The following is a 16,506-nucleotide window of genomic DNA, read 5'->3' on the forward strand; positions in this document are numbered from 1 at the left end:
GCCAGCAGCCGCCGACTGGCTAGGCTCTGGGCATGGCCCAGGAGCAGAAGCAGCCGCGCAAGGCCGAAGAGGTTGAGGAAACCCCTGAGGCAGCCGTTGAGTCCGACGTCGCCGAGCGCAAGGAATCCCTCGACGACGACGTCGACGCGATCCTCGACGAGATCGACGACGTGCTCGAGACCAACGCCGAGGACTTCGTGAAGTCGTTCATCCAGAAGGGTGGCGAATGAACGACGCGCGCATCCCGACTGCCTACATGCAGCCGGGCACCTCGTCCTTCAGCGACTTCTTGAGCGAGCACGCTCCTGACCTCCTGCCGGCTCGCAAGTCCCTTCCCGCCGGCAGCGCCGCCGACATCGCGCCCCACGGCACGACGATCGTCGCCGCTACCTTCCCCGGCGGTTTGGTCATGGCCGGCGACCGCCGCGCGACGATGGGCAACGTCATCGCGCAGCGCGACATCGAGAAGGTGTTCCCCGCCGACGAATACTCCGTGGTCGGCATCGCCGGCACCGCGGGCCTCGCGGTCGAGATGGTCCGCCTCTTCCAGGTCGAGCTCGAGCACTACGAGAAGATCGAGGGCAGCATCTTGTCCCTCGACGGCAAGGCCAACCGCCTCTCCGCCCTGATCCGGGCCAACCTCGGCATGGCGATGCAGGGTCTGGCGGTCGTGCCGATGTTCGCCGGTTACGACCTCGCGCAGGGCACGGGGCGGATCTTCGGCTACGACGTGACCGGCGGGCGGCACGAGGAGCGGTCGTTCTTCACGGTCGGTTCGGGCTCGCTGTTCGCTCGCGGCGCGCTGAAGAAGCTCTACCGCGACAACCTCACCGAGGCCGAGTGCGTGACGCTCACCGTGCAGGCGCTCTACGACGCCGCCGACGACGACTCCGCCACCGGCGGACCTGACCTGAGCCGGCGCATCTTCCCGGTCATCTACGTGGTCACCGCAGACGGTGCCCGCAAGCTGGCCGACGAGGAGGTCGGCTCCATCGCCGACGCGGTGGTCGCTGCACGCATGGGCCGGCCCGATGGCCCGAACGCGCCGATCCTCCCGGGAGAGGAGGCGCGGCGATGAGCATGCCGTTCTACGTCTCGCCCGAGCAGCTCATGAAGGACCGCGCCGACTTCGCGCGCAAGGGCATCGCCCGCGGCCGCTCCCTCGTGGCCGTGCAATACGCCGACGGCGTGCTGTTCGTCTCCGAGAACCCGTCCCAGGCACTCCATAAGGTCTCCGAGATCTACGACCGGATCGCGTTCGCGGCCGTCGGTCGCTACAACGAGTTCGAGAACCTGCGGATCGCCGGGGTCCGGCTGGCCGACATGCGCGGCTACTCCTACGACCGACGGGACGTGACGGGTCGCGGCCTGGCCAACGCCTACGCGCAGACCCTCGGCACGATCTTCTCCAGCGGCGGCGAGAAGCCCTACGAGGTCGAGATCTTCGTCGCCGAAGTGGGCGACAGCATCGAGGACGACACGATCTACCGGCTCACCTACGAGGGTCGGGTCGCCGACGAGCACGGCTACGCCGTGATGGGGGGCGACGCCGAGACGGTCGCTGCCTACCTCGCCGACCACTATGCCGACGGAGCCACCCTCGAGGTCGCGCTCGGCGTCGCGGTGGCGGCTCTCGGGCACGCGACCGAGGGTGGGCAGACCACCGACCGCGTCATCCCCGTGGGTGACCTGGAGGTAGCGGTCCTCGACCGCACGCGCACCCAGCCGCGGAAGTTCGCTCGGATCCGGCCGGCCCGGATCGAGGAGCTGCTCGGTGAGCGTGGGCCGTCCGAGGCAGCCCCCGCGGAAGCACCCGAGCCGCCGCTGTCGGCCGACAGCGACGACGACCCGCCGGTCGCCCCGCCGCTCTGACCACCGCCGTCAGTCGGCGGATCGACACCCGCTGTTGTGGTGGTCGACGATGCGCTGCGCGAGGTCACGGATCTTGAGGTTGAGGTCGCGTGAGTGGTCCCGGAGCTTGTCGAACGCAGCCTCGTCATCGAGGTGGTACTGCGCCATCAACAACCCGAGCGCCTTCCCGATCGTCCGGTTGCTCAAGAGCCCGTCCTGCAGCTGGTCAGCCGTCCTGACAGCGTCGGCCAAGGCGGCCCGGAGGTCCTCCGTCGCCCGGTCGTGGCCTGTGCACTCCGCTTCGTCCAGCACGGCGGCATTCAATGCGGCGCGTCGGAGCCGGGGTACCGCACGAAACGCACGGTCGTGCTCTGAAAACGCAGTGCTGATATCCCGGCCGGTCAGCCGCGCTTCAGGGTGGCGCCGGGCGACTCCCCGAAGGTTGCGCGGTACTGCGCGCTGAAGCGACTCGCGTCGGCGAATCCCCAGCGGGCCGCGACAGCGGCGACGGTCGCGACCGACGGGTCCGAGGCGGTGAGGTCGCGCCGGACACGGTCGAGCCGCACCCGGCGCAGGTAGGCCATCGGTGTCGTGTCGAGGTGACGGCGGAACGCCGCTTGCAGCGTGCGCACGGACACGTGGCACGCGCGCGCGATGTCGGCCACCCCCAGGTCGGCGTCGGGATGCGCGTCGCAGTAGGCCATCGCACGTCGGAGGACGGCGGGGGCCACCCTGGCCACGTCCGCGCCCGGCTGCTCCGCGCCGGGCACCCCGAACGCGGCGAGGAGGGCGGCGGCGAGGTGACGCGCGGCCGTGCCGATGACCAGCGGGCTCTGCTGGGCGCGGCTGTCGAGCGCGGTCGCGGTCACGTAGTCGACGGTGCGCCGCCAGCTGTTCGCGCGGGCCGGGTCGAGGGGATCGAAGCGGAGATCCCGCGCCCGCTGCGCGCCCGGTTCGTCGGCGTCGTACAGAAGCGGCAGCTCGACCCCGACGAGCTCCATCGAGGCGCCATGGAGCCGGGTCGAGTAGGCATGGTCGGGGTGCGCCAGCAGGGCGGTGTCGCCCGGCCCGAGCCGCCGGTGAGTGCCATCGGTCCAGATGTCCATCTCGTGGTCGAGCATCCGCACGATGATCACGTGGCCGAGCGGGTCGACGGTGTAGTCGGCGGTGAGCGTGTTGCTGAACGTGTCGAAGCGCAGGTCACCGAGGTCCTCGCGGCTCTGCTCGAAGTAGAAGTGCTCGCGCTCCCCGCGCACCCGGAGCCGGTTGTCGGCATAGACCTCCGCGACCCGGGCGCTCCCCTCATCGGGGTCGGTCGTGACGAACCGCGTGCTCTCCGGTGCGTGCAACATGAGCAGACGGTAACGATCGGGTACAACCTGTGCCACCACTCCGAACTTCCGGCACGTCCGACCGCCGCAGGTCTACGCTCGCTCCATGGACCGCCGGATCTTCGGGATCGAGAACGAGTACGGCGTCACGTGCACGTTCAAGGGGCAGCGCCGCCTGAGTCCGGACGAGGTGGCCCGCTACCTGTTCCGCAAGGTCGTCTCCTGGGGGCGGTCGAGCAACGTCTTCCTGCGCAACGGCGCCCGGCTCTACCTCGACGTCGGAAGCCATCCCGAATACGCGACCCCCGAGTGTGACGACATCGTCGAGCTCGTCACCCACGACAAGGCGGGGGAGCGGGTCCTCGAGGGCCTGCTGCTCGATGCCGAGCAGCGGCTCCACGACGAGGGCATCGCGGGGGAGATCTACCTCTTCAAGAACAACACCGACTCCGCCGGCAACTCCTACGGGTGCCACGAGAACTACCTCGTCAGCCGCTCCGGGGAGTTCAGCCGGCTGGCCGACGTACTCATCCCATTCCTGGTGACCCGGCAGATCATCGTCGGTGCCGGCAAGGTCACCCAGACGCCCCGCGGCACGAGCTACTCGGTGAGTCAGCGCGCCGAGCACATCTGGGAGGGCGTCTCGAGCGCGACCACCCGGAGCCGACCGATCATCAATACCCGCGACGAGCCCCACGCGGACGCGGAGAAGTACCGCCGCCTCCACGTCATCGTCGGCGACAGCAACATGAGCGAGACCACCACGATGCTCAAGGTCGCCTCCTGCGACCTGGTGCTGCGGATGATCGAGGAGGGCGTGGTGATGCGCGACCTCACGATGGAGAACCCGATCCGCGCGATCCGCGAGATCTCCCACGACGTGACGGGGCGCCGGAAGGTACGGCTCGCCAACGGCCGTGAGGCGAGTGCCCTGGAGATTCAGGGGGAGTACCTCTCCAAGGCTCGCGACTTCGTCGACCGACGTGGCATCGCGACGCCGGTGATCGAGCGGAGCCTCGACCTCTGGGAGCGGGCGCTCAAGGCGGTCGAGTCCGACGACCTCGGCCTGGTCGACCGCGAGATCGACTGGGTCATCAAGTGGAAGCTGATCGACCGCTACCGCGCGAAGCACGGCCTCCCGCTCAGCCACGCGCGGGTCGCTCAGCTCGACCTCGCCTATCACGACATCCACCGCAACCGCGGCCTCTACTACCTCCTGGAGAAGCGGGGAGCCGTCGCTCGGGTCACCAGCGACCTGAAGATCTTCGAGGCCAAGTCGGTGCCGCCGCAGAACACCCGGGCCCGGTTGCGCGGCGAGTTCATCCGCAAGGCCCAGGAGCGCCGACGCGACTTCACCGTCGACTGGGTGCACCTCAAGCTCAACGACCAGGCTCAGCGCACGGTCCTGTGCAAGGACCCGTTCCGCGCCTACGACGAGCGCGTGCAGCGCCTCATCGACGGTATGTGACGGTTCCTGGGACCCAACTTGTAGGGTTCTGGCGTGCTGAGCCGACTGACCCGCCCTGCCGCGCTTGCTTCCGTCGCCCTGTGCAGCCTCGCGCTGCTCACCGCGTGCGGCGACGACGACTCCGGTGAGAAGCAGGCGAGCGGCTTCGACGCCGTCTCGATCTCCGGCGCCGTGGGCGAGGTCCCGACCTTCGACTGGAAGGCGGCACTCAAGCCTGGCAAGACCGAGAGCGAGGTGCTCGACGAGGGCGATGGTCCCGCGATCGCCGACGGCGACCAGGTGCTCGTCAACATCGCCGTCTCCGACGACTTCTCCCAAGACGTCGTGGTGGACTCCTTCGGCCCGGACCGCGCCGCCTCGATCATCACCGTCGGCGAGGAGGCCGAGCCGCAGCAGGCGTTCGACCTGATCACCCAGCTCGTCGGCGAGCACATCGACGCCGGCATGACGGTCGGCACCCGGATCGCGCTCACGGCTGACGTCAAGAAGGAGTGGGGCGACACCGGGCTCTTCCTCACCGGCATCGACGTGGGCAACGAGGACGGCATCGCGATCGTCGCCGACCTCCAGGCCGTCCCGCTCGACGCGCCCGACGGCAAGCGCGTGACGCCGGCGAAGTGGGCCCCGAAGATCGACTTCACCAAGGACCTGCCGAGCGGACTCGACTCCGCCGGCATCCCGAAGCCCGACGTGAAGGGCAAGGAGATCCGCTCTACCACCGTCCTCGAGGGCACCGGCCCGGAGATCGAGGAGGGCGACCTCGCTGTCGTCAACTACCTCGGCCAGACCTGGGGCGGCGACAAGCCGTTCGACACCAGCTTCGACAAGAAGCGCGACCCGCTCCTGGTCAACGTCGGCGTGACTGACGGCGGAGGCATCACGGTGATCGACGGCTGGTCCGACGGCCTGGTGGGCGTGCCGGTCGGCAGCCGCATCATCCTGGAGATCCCCCCGGCCAAGGGCTACGGCAAGAAGGGCCAGGGCGAGGACATCAAGGGCGACGACATCTTGTACTTCGTCGTCGACGTCCTGGCTGCTGCTTAGCCGCTGGTTGAGGTGCGAGCGTCAGCGAGCCTCGAAACCAAGGCAGACTAGGTTCATGCCCGCGCCGAAGAGCGAGCGTCTGCTCAATCTGCTCATCATGCTGCTCGTCCAACGGCGACCCATCGCCAAGGACCGCATCCGCGAGCTGCTCTACCCCGACTCGCGCCCTGACGCCTTCGAGAAGATGTTCGAGCGCGACAAGGAGGAGCTCCGCAGCCTGGGCGTGCCGGTCGAGGTCGCCCAGCTCGACCCGCTGTTCGACGACGAGGTCGGCTACCGGATCCCGCCCGACGAGTTCGCCCTTCCCGACGTCGAGCTGACCCCCGAGGAAGCCGCCGTCGTGAGCCTCGCCAGCCGGGTCTGGCAGCAAGCAACGATGGCGCAGGCGACGACCGACGCCGTACGCAAACTGAGCGCCGCTGGGCTCGACGTCGACCTCACCGCTCTGGAGATCGCCCAGCCGCGGCTCACGGCCGACGAGCCGGCCTTCGAGACCTGCTGGGAGGCGGTCTGCGACCGCACCCGCATCGAGTTCGACTACCAGCGTCCCGACGAGCCCGACTCCCGGCGGCGCCACGTCCAGCCCTGGGGCTTGGTGCGCACCTCCGGCCGGTGGTACCTCGTCGGCTTCGACACCGACCGTGCCGCCGAGCGGGTCTTCCGGCTCGACCGGGTCCAGGGAGGCGTGAAGAAGGTCGGGGCCCCCCGCGCCTACGACGTCCCGCCCGACACCGACCTGCGCGAGACGATCGACCGGCTCGCGCCCATGCCCGCCGCCGAGCGCGCGGTGCTGCTCGTCCGCAAGGACACCGGGCACAGCTTCCGGCGCCGGGCTGCACGGGTCGCCGAAGGGGTGGAGGGGCCCGACTCCCGGACCACCTGGGACCGGGTGGAGCTGGAGCGGCCGGCCCGCGGCTTCATCGACGAGGTGCTTTACCACGGACCCGACGTGGTGCTGCTCGAACCCGCTGCCCTGCGCGCCCAGATCGTCGCGCGCTTGGAGGTGGTGGCCTGATGACGACGACCGCCGCTCCGGGCGCTCGCGACCAGGTGGCCCGGCTGCTCACGCTCGTGCCGTTCCTCCACCATCGCGACGAGGTCCGGCTCGCCGACGCCGCCGACCTCCTCGGCACCACGCCGGCGCAGGTGCTCGGCGACCTCAAGGTGCTCTTCATGTGCGGCCTGCCGGGCGGTCTGCCCGACGACCTCATCGACGTCGACCTCGACGCGATCGAGTCGGCTGACGGGCCCGTGAGCGATGGCGTGATCCGCATCGACAACGCCGACTACCTGGCGCGGCCGCTCCGGCTGAGCCCGACCGAGGCCTCCGCGGTCATGGTCGCGCTCCACACGCTCCGCGACGCTTCTCCGCACGACACCCAGGTGATCATCGACAAGGTCCTCGCCAAGCTCGAAGCTGCGGCGACGACCGCAGCCGCGGGCCGACGGATCGCAGTCGACGCCCGGTCCGGCGAGGTAGCGCTCATCGCACTCGCCGATGCCCTCCAACGGGCGACCGACGACGGGGTCCAGGTGCGGCTGACCTACCACGTGCCTGCCCGCGACGAGCTCTCCGAGCGTGTCGTCGACCCGCGCGGGGTCGTGCCCCACGGCCGTTTCCACTACCTCGACGCCTGGTGCCACACGGCCGGGGGAGAGCGACTGTTCCGGCTCGACCGCATCACCGAGGCGACCGTGCTCGAGTCACCGATCGCGACCGACCGGCAACCACCGCGCGAGGTCACCGCCGGCCTGCTCAGCGGCGAGACGCCGACGGGCGGGACCGTTGCGACCCTGGTGCTCCGCCCCCAGGCCGACTGGGTGCCTCAGTACTACCCGATGCAGGAGGTGCGACCGCAGCCCGACGGCAGCCTCGAGGCGGACCTTCCTGTCGCCGACCCGCGCTGGCTGATGCGCCTCCTGCTGCGTCTGGCACCGCACGCCACGGTCGTGGCCCCGCCGGAGTTCGCTGCGTCATTCTCAGCGACTGCACAGGAGACCCTCGCGCTCTACCGATGAGGGCGGCGTACGATGGGCCTCGACAGCAGTCCTCGAAGTGAGAGTTGGTCCCTGATGCTTCCCCTGATCGGCATGCCCCAAGGGGCGGAGTGGTTGATCATCCTCGCCATCTTCGTCCTGGTGTTCGGCGCGGCGAAGCTGCCCGAGCTCGCGCGTGGCACCGGCCAGGCGCTGCGCATCTTCAAGGCTGAGACCAAGGGCCTGACCGACGACGAGCCCAAGGGCGAGCTCAAGGCTGCAGAGCCCGTCGATGGCGTCGCCGAGGGCGAGATCGTCGACGAGCGCGAGCACAACGCCTGAGCCGGACTTGTCGCTTCCAGGAGTTCTGCAGCTCTTCGTCGGCAAGCCGGTCCACCCCGTCGGTGCCGACGGGCGGATGGCCCTGTCCGACCACCTGCGTGAGTTGCGCGCGCGCATCCTGAAGGCCGCGCTCGCGATCGTCGCCGCCTTCGTGATCGCGCTGTTCTTCTTCGACCCGCTGTTCTCGTTCGTCAACGAGCCCTACCAGCAGGCGCGGGAGGCACTCGGCGAGGAGCGCACGGTCGCCACGACCAACGGTGCCGCCGGCGGCTTCCTGCTCTACCTCAAGCTCTGCGGCCTGGCCGGTCTGATCGGCTCGAGCCCGGTGTGGCTCTACCAGATCTGGGCCTTCATCCTCCCCGGCCTGCACCGGAGCGAGAAGAAGTGGACCGCGATCTTCGCCATCGTCGCCGGACCGCTCTTCTTCATCGGGATCCTCCTCGGCTACCTCACGCTGCCCAAGGGTCTCGAGGTGCTCATCGGCTTCACGCCCGGCGACCTCACCAACCTCGTCGACTTCAACGACTACCTGACCTTCTTCATCCGCACCCTGCTGGGTTTCGGCATCGCGTTCGAGATCCCCGTCTTCGTGGTGCTGCTCAACATGGCCGGGATCCTCAAGGGCCGGACGTTGGGGGCGCACCGGCCCTGGATGATCGTCGGCACCTTCGTCTTCGCCGCGGTGATCACGCCGTCGGGCGACCCGTTCACCATGTCGTTCATGGCGATCCCGATGGTCATCCTCTTCCTCATCTCCGAGGTCATCGCGCGGATCAACGACCGGCGCCGCGACCGCAAGCGCATCAACGCGGGGCTCAGTCCCGACGAGGCCTCACCTCTGTGAGCGACTCCGGCAGCACCCAGTCCTGCAGCGCGGTCGACGCGTTCGATCTCCCGGAGTGGCTGGGCGTCGACCCCGTGACCTGGTCGGCCGTCGGCCCGCTCCGGCACGGCATCGTGCCGGGGATGCTCCACAGCGACACCTCCGACATCGAGCTGCCCTGCGACCTGATGGCCGGTGACGTCGCCGATCCGATCGCCGTCGTCGACGAGGCGACCCGGGTGCTGATCCACCAGGCCTGGCGCCACGGCCAGGTGCACGTCGTACGGCGTGACGCCCGCCTCACCCTCGGCGCCCCGGGCGTGGACTTCACGGCTCCTCGCGTGCTCGACGTCGTCGGCCGGCTCGCCAAGGCCGTCGGGGCGCCGCCGGACCACTTCTCGGTGCGGCTCCGCGTCGCGCGGGACGGATCCGGCTGGGACCGCGGCGGGTAGCGCCACACCGGTAGGTGGGCGCCGATAGGTTGACGGCGTGACCCGCGAGATCACGCTCCTCACGAACCCCACGGCCGGCAAGGGCCGCGCCGCCCGCGTGCGCGACACCGCGCTCGGGCTGCTGCACGGGGCCGGCTGGCACGTCCGCACGATCGAGGGGCGTGACGCGGTCGAGGCCGAGGACCTCGCGCGCAAGGCGCTCGCCGACGGCACCGAGGCCCTGGTCGTCTGCGGTGGAGACGGTCTGGTGCACCTGGCCGCCCAGGTGCTGGCCGGTGGCTCGACACCGCTCGGCATCCTGCCGGCCGGCACCGGCAACGACGCTGCGCGCTCGGTCGGCATCCCGCGCAAGGACACGGCCGCGGCCGTCGCCCGCTTGATCGCGTGGCAACCCCGCCGGATCGATCTCGCCCGCTCGGGCGACCGGCACTTCGTCACGGTGCTCGCGGCGGGGTTCGACGCGGTCGTCAACGAGCGCGCCAACAAGATGTCGTGGCCGCGGGGCCAGATGCGCTACAACCTGGCCACCGTGGCCGAGCTGCGCACGTTCGCCCCGCTTCCCTACGAGCTCGACCTCGACGGCGAGCAGGTGCAGCTGAAGGCGATGCTGGTTGCGGTTGGCAACGGGCCCTCCTTCGGGGGAGGGCTCCGGATCGCGGAGGGCGCGGCGCTCGACGACGGCCTGCTCGACGTGGTCGTGATCGGCCCGGTGACCAAGCCTGAGCTGGTCCGCACGTATCCCAAGCTCTTCACCGGCACCCACGTCGACCACCCCCAGTTCTCCCGCCACCGGGTCCGCAAGGTGACCGTGGCCTGCCCCGGGATCGTCGGCTACGCCGACGGCGAGCGCTACGGCGCACTCCCACTCACCGTCGAGTGCGTCCCGGGTGCGCTGGAGGTGCTCTCGTGAGCATCCTCGACGGCTTCGCAGCGACCTACGGCTTCCCCCTCGACGACTTCCAGGTCGAGAGCTGCCAGGCGCTGGAGGAGGGTCACGGTGTCCTGGTCGCGGCACCCACCGGAGCGGGCAAGACCGTGGTCGGGGAGTTCGCCGTCCACCTCGCCATCGAGACGGGCCGCAAGTGCTTCTACACGACGCCGATCAAGGCGTTGTCGAACCAGAAGTACCACGACCTGGTGGCGCGCTACGGCCCCGAGCAGGTCGGCCTGCTCACCGGTGACACGAGCGTCAACGGCGAGGCTCCGGTGGTCGTGATGACCACCGAAGTGCTCCGCAACATGCTCTACGCCGGCTCGCGGACCCTGATCGGCCTCGGGTTCGTCGTGATGGACGAGGTCCACTACCTCGCTGACCGCTCGCGCGGCGCCGTCTGGGAGGAGGTCATCATCCACCTCCCGGAGTCGGTATCCATCGCCTCGCTGTCGGCAACGGTCTCCAACGCCGAGGAGTTCGGCGAGTGGCTGGAGACGGTCCGCGGCGAGACCCGCACGATCGTCGCCGAACGCCGACCTGTCCCGCTCTACCAGCACGTCATGGTCGGCCGCCGACTCCTCGACCTGTTCGCGTCCTCCGACATCGACGCCTCAGCAGGCTTTGTCCGCGAAGGCGCCCCCGTCAACGACGAGCTCATGCGGATCGCCAGGGACGACTGGGCCAGCAGCCGGCTGATGCGCGACCGCCGCTCGACCCGCAAGGGCAAGCCCGGTTCGTCCAAGAACCCCCGGTCAGTCGGCAACGGCCGGCGGGTGTGGATCCCCGGCCGCGTCGAGGTGATCGACCGGCTCGAACGGGACCTGCTGCTCCCGGCGATCGTCTTCATCTTCAGCCGGGCCGCCTGCGACGCCGCCGTGCAGCAGTGCCTCGACGCCAACCTGCGACTCACTACTCCCGCCGAGCGCGACGAAGTCGTCTCGTTCGTCGAGCAGACCGTCGGCCTGCTTCCGGGCGCCGACCTGGACGTTCTCGGCTATCACGAGTTCCTCGACGCGCTGAGCCGCGGAGTCGCTGCCCACCACGCCGGCATGCTTCCGGCGTTCAAGCAGTGCGTCGAAGCGCTCTACCTCCGCGGACTCGTCAAGGTCGTGTTCGCGACCGAGACGCTCGCCCTCGGCATCAACATGCCGGCGCGGACCGTGGTGCTCGAGAAGCTCACCAAGTGGAACGGCGAGACCCACGCCGACATCACGCCGGGCGAATACACCCAGCTCACCGGCCGGGCGGGGCGACGCGGACTCGACATCGAGGGTCACGCGGTCGTGCTGTGGCAGCCCGGGATGAACCCGCGCGAGCTCGCCGGTCTCGCCTCGACGCGCACCTATCCGCTCCGCTCGTCGTTCCGGCCGTCCTACAACATGGCGGTCAACCTGGTGAACCAATACGGCAGGCACCGCTCCCGTGAGCTCCTCGAGCAGTCGTTCGCCCAGTTCCAGGCTGACCGTGCCGTGGTCGGGCTCGCCCGACAGCTGCGCAAGGCCGAGGACGCACTCGACGGCTACGCCGAGGCCGCCAAGTGCCACCTCGGCGACTTCATGGACTACGCCGACCTCCGCCGCCAGATCAACGAGATCGAGAAGGACGCGAGCCGTGCCCGCAAGGCGGAGCGTCGCGACGACGCTTCGGTGTCGCTCGAGCAGCTCAAGCCAGGGGACGTGATCGTGGTGCCGACCGGCAAGTTCGCCGGTCCGGCGGTCGTGGTCGACCCGGGCCTGTCCGAGCACGGCCACCGGCCGCTGGTCGTCACCGCCTCTCGACAGGCCAAGCGCCTCGCGATGATCGACTTCCCGGTGCCGGTCGAGGCCGTGGGCAAGGTGCGCCTGCCGAAGAGCTTCGACCCGCGCAACCCACACCTGCGCAAGCTCGCCGCCGACTCGGTGAAGCAGGCCGTCAGCGACCTGCCGCTGTCAGTGACGCGACCGCGCCTCGAGAAGACGGCGATCGACCCCGCGGCTGCCAGCGAAGTGGCCGACCTGCGGGCGCGGATGCGCGCCCACCCCTGCCACGGCTGTGCGGAGCGCGAGGACCACGCGCGGTGGACCGAGCGCTACTTCAAGCTCCAGCGCGACACGGAGGTCCTCGCCCGCCGGGTGGAGCGGCGCACCAACACGATCGCCCGGGAGTTCGATCGGGTCTGCGTCGTGCTCGACGCCCTCGGCTACCTCGACGAGGACCGGGTGACCGACCGGGGCCGTGGCCTGACGCGGATCTACTCCGACCTCGACCTGGTCGCGGCGGAGGCGCTGCGGGAGGGCCTGCTGGACGACCTGTCGCCCTCCCAGCTCGCGTCCGTGCTGTCGGTGCTGGTCTACGAGGCGCGCCGCCCCGACGAGTCGGCACCCCGGCTGCCCGGCGGACCCATCGCGCCGGCGATCGAGGCGTTGCAACGGCTCGCCGGCCAGCTGGAGCGTCTCGAGAAGGACAACAAGCTCGCCTACCTGCGCCAGCCCGACGCCGGGTTCGCGTGGACCGCCTACCGGTGGGCCGAAGGTGATCCGCTCGACGAGCTCCTCACCCGTGCCGACCTGACAGCGGGCGACTTCGTGCGGCAGATGAAGCAGCTCGTCGACTTCGCCGGACAGATCGCCGACGCCGCGGGGGACTCACCGGTGCGCAAGACCGCCCGGGCCGCGGTCGACCTGCTGCGCCGCGGCATCGTGTCACCCGACTGAGCTGCGTCCCTCAGGGGACACGACTTCAATCCCGGAGCTCGCGCACGGGTAGACCCGGGTGCCGCTCTGCCAGCCAGGCGAAGATGGTCGGGACCCGGTCCTTGGTCTCCGGACCGATCGCGAAGGTCAGGGCAGCCGCGACGGGCGAGAGTCCGAGGGCGGCGGCTTTGAGGAGCGTGTAGACGGGAAACGCATCGTGCTCGACCGCGGACTCGTCGGTCAGCACGAACCGCACCGCCTCCTGCGGTCGGCCACCGCCGATCGTGAACGGCGCCGGCACGTCGATCGCGATGAGCTCGACCGCCTCGACATCGGCCCACCCGACACTCGCGGCCGTCTGGTCGAGGACCGATCCGGTTCGGATCCAGACACCGTGGTCGTCCAGCCGGAGCACCGGCCCGCGAAGGAGCAGGCGACGGACTCCGCCGACGCGTTCAAAGCCCCATCCGGCGACCACCGCGCCCATCGCGCCGAGGACGAAGCTCTGGAGTTGCTCGGTGCGGTCGAGGTCTTGGGTGAGTGCCGCACCGAGAGCACCGCCGCACAACAGCACGCCGCTGACGATCGCCATCGCCACGTTGAGGAACTGGCGACGCGCCTTGCGTCCGACCACGCGATCGAGGACCAGCGGCGCGCTCATCCGGCGAGGGTCGCCGTCAGGCGCTCGACGGCGGTGCCGATGCCCCAGCGCTCGGTGAGCTCCTCGAGCAGGCCGGGATCGGCGGGGGAGGAGGGCAGCGCGAGGGCGTCGCCGCGGGGGAGGTCCAGGTCCCGCGCGACGGCCACGACCTGGGGCGCGACCGCGAGGTAGTCGGCCGCCTCTTTGATCTTGAGCCGGGGTCCGGGGGCGAGGTCACTGGTCGGGTCGGTGGAGGCGGTGACCAGACCGTCGATGTCGCCGAACCGCTGGAGCAGCGTCATCGCGGTCTTCTCCCCGACGCCCTTGACGCCCGGCAGTCCGTCGGAGGCGTCACCACGCAGCGTGGCGAAGTCGGCGTACTGAGATGCAGTGACGCCGTACTTGTCGAGGATCCAGGCCTCGTCGACGCGCTCGTGCTTGCCGACGCCCTTGCCGATGTAGAGGACCCGCACCGCAGCCGCATCGTCGACGAGCTGGAAAAGGTCGCGGTCTCCGGTGACGACGTCGACCGGCAGGCCGGCCCCGGTGGCCAAGGTCCCGATGACGTCGTCGGCCTCGTAGCCGGGCGCGCCGACGACGGCGATCCCGAAGGCGCCGAGCACGTCACGGATGATCGGCACCTGCAGCTCGAGCGGGTCCGGGACCTCCTCGATGTCCGGGGCGCCGGCGACCGGCTCGACCACGCGGTGCGCCTTGTACGACGGCAGGAGGTCGACCCGCCACTGGGGCCGCCAGTCCTCGTCCCAGCAGCAGGCGAGGTGGGTGGGGCGGTACTGCTCCACGAGATAGCTGATGTAGCCCACCATGCCGCGCACCGCGTTGACGTTCGTGCCGTCGGGCGCCTGGATCTCGGGGGAGCCGAAGAAGGCCCGGAAGTACATGGAGGCCGTGTCGAGGAGCAGCAGGCGCCCGGGCGCAGTCGAGGTGTCCATCACGTTGAATCGTAGGGCCCCGACCCAGGCCGATGCCCTAGTCTGACCGGCGTGAGCCAGTCCGGTAGTTTCTCCGCTGTCGAGGTCATCGATCGCCAGATCCTCGAACTGCTGGCTACGGATGGCCGGATGTCCTACACCGATCTGGGCAAGGCGACCGAACTTTCCACGTCTGCGGTCCACCAGCGGGTGAAGCGGCTCGAGCAGCGCGGATTGATCCTCGGCTACGGCGCCACCGTCAACCACGCCGAGATCGGCCTGCCGCTCACCGCGTTCATCGCGATCCGCGCCATCGATCCCTCTCAGCCCGACGACTCGCCCGCCCGCCTGGAGCACATGCCGGAGATCGAGTCGTGCTGGTCGGTGGCGGGGGAGGAGTCCTACGTCATCAAGGTCCGGTCGCACTCACCGGCCGAGCTCGAGGACCTGCTCGCCCGGATCCGGGCCGTCGCCAACGTGTCGACGCGGACGACGATCGTGCTGTCGACCTACTACGAGAACCGGCCGGTCACCGGTTGAGGCTCTCAGTGAGCCTGGAGGGCCGCCGTACGGCGTGAGGCCTCCGCGACCTCGGCCGCACGGAGCGCGGTCTCGTCGAGATCGGCGTGCCGCGTCCACCACGCCTGGCCACTGGCCGGGAGCGTGTGGATCGGGTCGTAGTAGTCGTAGGTGCGCTCGAGAGCGGCGGTGTCACCGGCCTCGATGGAGGTCAGGTAGTTCTTCGTCCAGTGGCTGATGCCGCGCTCGAGGTCGTAGTCGGCGAGCTGGTGCACCCAGCGCTTGCCGACGAACGGCACGTCACAGACGATCCGCGGGGTCGCGAACCCGGGCAGGTAGCCCATGATCTGGTGCTGGAGGAACTGCGCCTGGGCGACCGAGATCCGCCAGTGCTCGCTGTAGGGGATCAGGTCGCACATGTAGAAGTAGTAAGGCATGATCCGGGCGCCGTCGAGGAGCGCGAAGCAGAGGTCGAGAAGCGCGTGCGGGTCGGCGTTGACGCCGTTGAGGATGACTCCCTGGTTGCGGACGTCGCGGACGCCCACGTCGAGCAGGGCCGCCGACGCCTGAGCGACCATCGGCGTCACCGACTGGGCGTGGTTGGCGTGCGTGTGGATCGCCAGCGAGACGCCGCGGCTGCGTGCCGTGGACGCCACTCGGCCGACCCCGTCGAGGACGTCGGGCTGCGCCCAGTGCTGCGGCAGACCGATCAGCGCCTTGGTGGCGAGCCGGATGTCGCGGATGTTGTCGATCTCCAGGAGCGAGTCGAGGAACGCCTCGAGCCGCGGCCAGGGCATGTTGGCGACGTCGCCTCCCGAGACGACGACGTCGCGGACTGAGGGGGTACGACGCAGGTAGTCGAGCATCGACTCGAGGCGGTCGTTGGGCTTGGCCACGAACTTCAGCTTCTCGACCTGAGGGGTCGAGTTGCCGACGAGGTCCATGCGGGTGCAGTGGCCGCAGTACTGCGGACAGGTCGGCAACAGCTCCGCCAGCACCTTGGTCGGGTAGCGGTGGGTCAGGCCCTCGGCCACCCACATGTCGTGCTCGTGGAGCGAGTCGCGCGTCGCGTGGGGGTGCGACGGCCAGTCCGTGCGCCGGTCGGAGAAGACGGGCAGCATGTAGTGACGGATCGGGTCGGCGTAGAAGGCGTCGGTGAGCGAGCCGGGGCCGGAGGGCTGCAGGTGCGGCACCATCGTGTTCATCATCTGCGGCGGCACCAGCATCGACATCGTGGCGCGCTCGGTCTGGTCGCGCTCGAGGTCGGCGTAGAACCGCTCGTCGACCAGGTCGCCGAGGAGCTCGCGCAGTTGCTTGATGTTCTTGACGCAGTGGGCGCGCTGCCACTGCACGGACGCCCAGTCCTCAGCGGTCACGTCACGCCAGCCGGGAAAACGCGTCCAATCGGGTTCGACGAGCTCGGCCCGGTGGTAGGGGTAGGGCTGACCCGCGGTCTCCGGGATGCCGGCTGCGATCGACGTCTCGATGCTCATGTGTGCCAGAATACGTGAAGATCCTCCT

The 16,506-nt window shown here is 69.8% G+C and carries 18 protein-coding genes; 13 read left to right on the forward strand and 5 right to left on the reverse strand.

Going from position 1 to position 16,506, the window contains the following annotated elements:
* Positions 1–32 precede the first annotated feature (32 nt).
* The 3 genes from F0U44_RS19815 to prcA are packed head-to-tail and all read left to right on the forward strand — an operon-like array spanning position 33 to position 1,872.
* Positions 33–230, forward strand: coding sequence for a ubiquitin-like protein Pup (locus tag F0U44_RS19815; RefSeq protein ID WP_149730111.1), 198 nt, complete (start codon positions 33–35; stop codon positions 228–230).
* Positions 227–1,078 carry a proteasome subunit beta gene (gene prcB / locus F0U44_RS19820; RefSeq protein WP_149730112.1) on the forward strand — a complete coding sequence of 284 codons (852 nt, stop codon included), beginning with the start codon at positions 227–229 and terminating at the stop codon, positions 1,076–1,078. The genes F0U44_RS19815 and prcB overlap by 4 nt, the downstream gene beginning before the upstream one ends.
* Positions 1,075–1,872 (forward strand): proteasome subunit alpha, encoded by a 798-nt coding sequence (prcA, locus tag F0U44_RS19825; protein WP_149730113.1) that lies wholly within the window; start codon positions 1,075–1,077, stop codon positions 1,870–1,872. The genes prcB and prcA overlap by 4 nt, the downstream gene beginning before the upstream one ends.
* Positions 1,873–1,881: 9 nt before the next feature.
* Here the strand turns inward: prcA and F0U44_RS23110 are convergent, their stop codons facing one another.
* Together F0U44_RS23110 and F0U44_RS19835 are read right to left on the reverse strand one after the other, a co-directional pair.
* Complete coding sequence (locus F0U44_RS23110) at positions 1,882–2,163, reverse strand: ANTAR domain-containing protein (protein ID WP_188113576.1); 282 nt, start codon at positions 2,161–2,163, stop codon at positions 1,882–1,884.
* Between the two features lie 89 nt (positions 2,164–2,252).
* A complete protein-coding gene (locus tag F0U44_RS19835) occupies positions 2,253–3,203 on the reverse strand; it encodes a helix-turn-helix domain-containing protein (protein WP_223163764.1) in 951 nt (316 codons plus the stop codon).
* A gap of 85 nt (positions 3,204–3,288) precedes the next feature.
* Here F0U44_RS19835 and pafA point away from each other — a divergent pair, with 85 nt between their 5' ends.
* From pafA to F0U44_RS19880, 9 genes are read left to right on the forward strand one after another with little or no spacing between them, the layout of a single operon-like run.
* On the forward strand, positions 3,289–4,650 hold the full coding sequence (gene pafA / locus F0U44_RS19840) for a Pup--protein ligase (RefSeq protein ID WP_149730115.1): 1,362 nt from the start codon (positions 3,289–3,291) through the stop codon (positions 4,648–4,650).
* A gap of 33 nt (positions 4,651–4,683) precedes the next feature.
* Entirely contained in the window at positions 4,684–5,694 is a 1,011-nt protein-coding gene (locus F0U44_RS19845; protein ID WP_149730116.1) for an FKBP-type peptidyl-prolyl cis-trans isomerase, read from the forward strand.
* A gap of 55 nt (positions 5,695–5,749) precedes the next feature.
* Positions 5,750–6,709, forward strand: a complete 960-nt coding sequence (locus F0U44_RS19850; protein WP_149730117.1) for a helix-turn-helix transcriptional regulator — start codon at positions 5,750–5,752, stop codon at positions 6,707–6,709.
* Positions 6,709–7,713: a helix-turn-helix transcriptional regulator gene (locus tag F0U44_RS19855; protein WP_149730118.1), complete on the forward strand. Its 1,005-nt coding sequence runs from the start codon at positions 6,709–6,711 to the stop codon at positions 7,711–7,713. The genes F0U44_RS19850 and F0U44_RS19855 overlap by 1 nt, the downstream gene beginning before the upstream one ends.
* Before the next feature lie 54 nt (positions 7,714–7,767).
* Entirely contained in the window at positions 7,768–8,013 is a 246-nt protein-coding gene (gene tatA, locus F0U44_RS23785) for a twin-arginine translocase TatA/TatE family subunit (protein WP_149730119.1), read from the forward strand.
* A 7-nt stretch (positions 8,014–8,020) separates the two neighbouring features.
* Positions 8,021–8,857: a twin-arginine translocase subunit TatC gene (tatC, locus tag F0U44_RS19865; protein WP_149730120.1), complete on the forward strand. Its 837-nt coding sequence runs from the start codon at positions 8,021–8,023 to the stop codon at positions 8,855–8,857.
* Entirely contained in the window at positions 8,854–9,288 is a 435-nt protein-coding gene (locus F0U44_RS19870) for a hypothetical protein (protein ID WP_149730121.1), read from the forward strand. The genes tatC and F0U44_RS19870 overlap by 4 nt, the downstream gene beginning before the upstream one ends.
* 37 nt (positions 9,289–9,325) lie before the next feature.
* Positions 9,326–10,198, forward strand: coding sequence for a diacylglycerol kinase (locus tag F0U44_RS19875; protein ID WP_149730122.1), 873 nt, complete (start codon positions 9,326–9,328; stop codon positions 10,196–10,198).
* Positions 10,195–12,915 (forward strand): DEAD/DEAH box helicase, encoded by a 2,721-nt coding sequence (locus F0U44_RS19880; RefSeq protein ID WP_246160683.1) that lies wholly within the window; start codon positions 10,195–10,197, stop codon positions 12,913–12,915. The genes F0U44_RS19875 and F0U44_RS19880 overlap by 4 nt, the downstream gene beginning before the upstream one ends.
* Before the next feature lie 25 nt (positions 12,916–12,940).
* On the opposite strand, the gene F0U44_RS19885 is transcribed toward F0U44_RS19880, so the two are convergent.
* Both F0U44_RS19885 and F0U44_RS19890 read right to left on the reverse strand, forming a co-directional pair.
* Entirely contained in the window at positions 12,941–13,555 is a 615-nt protein-coding gene (locus F0U44_RS19885) for a hypothetical protein (protein WP_149730124.1), read from the reverse strand.
* Positions 13,552–14,487, reverse strand: coding sequence for a 5'-3' exonuclease (locus F0U44_RS19890; RefSeq protein ID WP_149730125.1), 936 nt, complete (start codon positions 14,485–14,487; stop codon positions 13,552–13,554). Before F0U44_RS19890 ends, F0U44_RS19885 begins: the two co-directional genes overlap by 4 nt.
* Before the next feature lie 51 nt (positions 14,488–14,538).
* Between F0U44_RS19890 and F0U44_RS19895 the strand changes: the two genes are divergently transcribed.
* On the forward strand, positions 14,539–15,006 hold the full coding sequence (locus F0U44_RS19895) for an Lrp/AsnC family transcriptional regulator (RefSeq protein ID WP_246160685.1): 468 nt from the start codon (positions 14,539–14,541) through the stop codon (positions 15,004–15,006).
* Between the two features lie 5 nt (positions 15,007–15,011).
* On the opposite strand, the gene F0U44_RS19900 is transcribed toward F0U44_RS19895, so the two are convergent.
* Complete coding sequence (locus tag F0U44_RS19900; RefSeq protein ID WP_149730126.1) at positions 15,012–16,478, reverse strand: KamA family radical SAM protein; 1,467 nt, start codon at positions 16,476–16,478, stop codon at positions 15,012–15,014.
* Positions 16,479–16,506: the final 28 nt, after the last annotated feature.

This window comes from Nocardioides humilatus, assembly GCF_008373755.1.
GTDB classification, from domain to species: Bacteria; Actinomycetota; Actinomycetes; order Propionibacteriales; family Nocardioidaceae; genus Nocardioides; species Nocardioides humilatus.

Excerpts from the sequence above, each read along its gene's own strand:
- F0U44_RS19815 (WP_149730111.1), top strand. The coding sequence starts at position 33 with ATGGCCCAGGAGCAGAAGCAGCCGCGCAAGGCCGAAGAGGTTGAGGAA.
- prcB (WP_149730112.1), top strand. The coding sequence starts at position 227 with ATGAACGACGCGCGCATCCCGACTGCCTACATGCAGCCGGGCACCTCG.
- prcA (WP_149730113.1), top strand. The coding sequence starts at position 1,075 with ATGAGCATGCCGTTCTACGTCTCGCCCGAGCAGCTCATGAAGGACCGC.
- F0U44_RS19835 (WP_223163764.1), bottom strand. The coding sequence starts at position 3,203 with ATGTTGCACGCACCGGAGAGCACGCGGTTCGTCACGACCGACCCCGAT.
- pafA (WP_149730115.1), top strand. The coding sequence starts at position 3,289 with ATGGACCGCCGGATCTTCGGGATCGAGAACGAGTACGGCGTCACGTGC.
- F0U44_RS19850 (WP_149730117.1), top strand. The coding sequence starts at position 5,750 with ATGCCCGCGCCGAAGAGCGAGCGTCTGCTCAATCTGCTCATCATGCTG.
- F0U44_RS19855 (WP_149730118.1), top strand. The coding sequence starts at position 6,709 with ATGACGACGACCGCCGCTCCGGGCGCTCGCGACCAGGTGGCCCGGCTG.
- tatA (WP_149730119.1), top strand. The coding sequence starts at position 7,768 with ATGCTTCCCCTGATCGGCATGCCCCAAGGGGCGGAGTGGTTGATCATC.
- F0U44_RS19885 (WP_149730124.1), bottom strand. The coding sequence starts at position 13,555 with ATGAGCGCGCCGCTGGTCCTCGATCGCGTGGTCGGACGCAAGGCGCGT.
- F0U44_RS19890 (WP_149730125.1), bottom strand. The coding sequence starts at position 14,487 with ATGGACACCTCGACTGCGCCCGGGCGCCTGCTGCTCCTCGACACGGCC.
- F0U44_RS19900 (WP_149730126.1), bottom strand. The coding sequence starts at position 16,478 with ATGAGCATCGAGACGTCGATCGCAGCCGGCATCCCGGAGACCGCGGGT.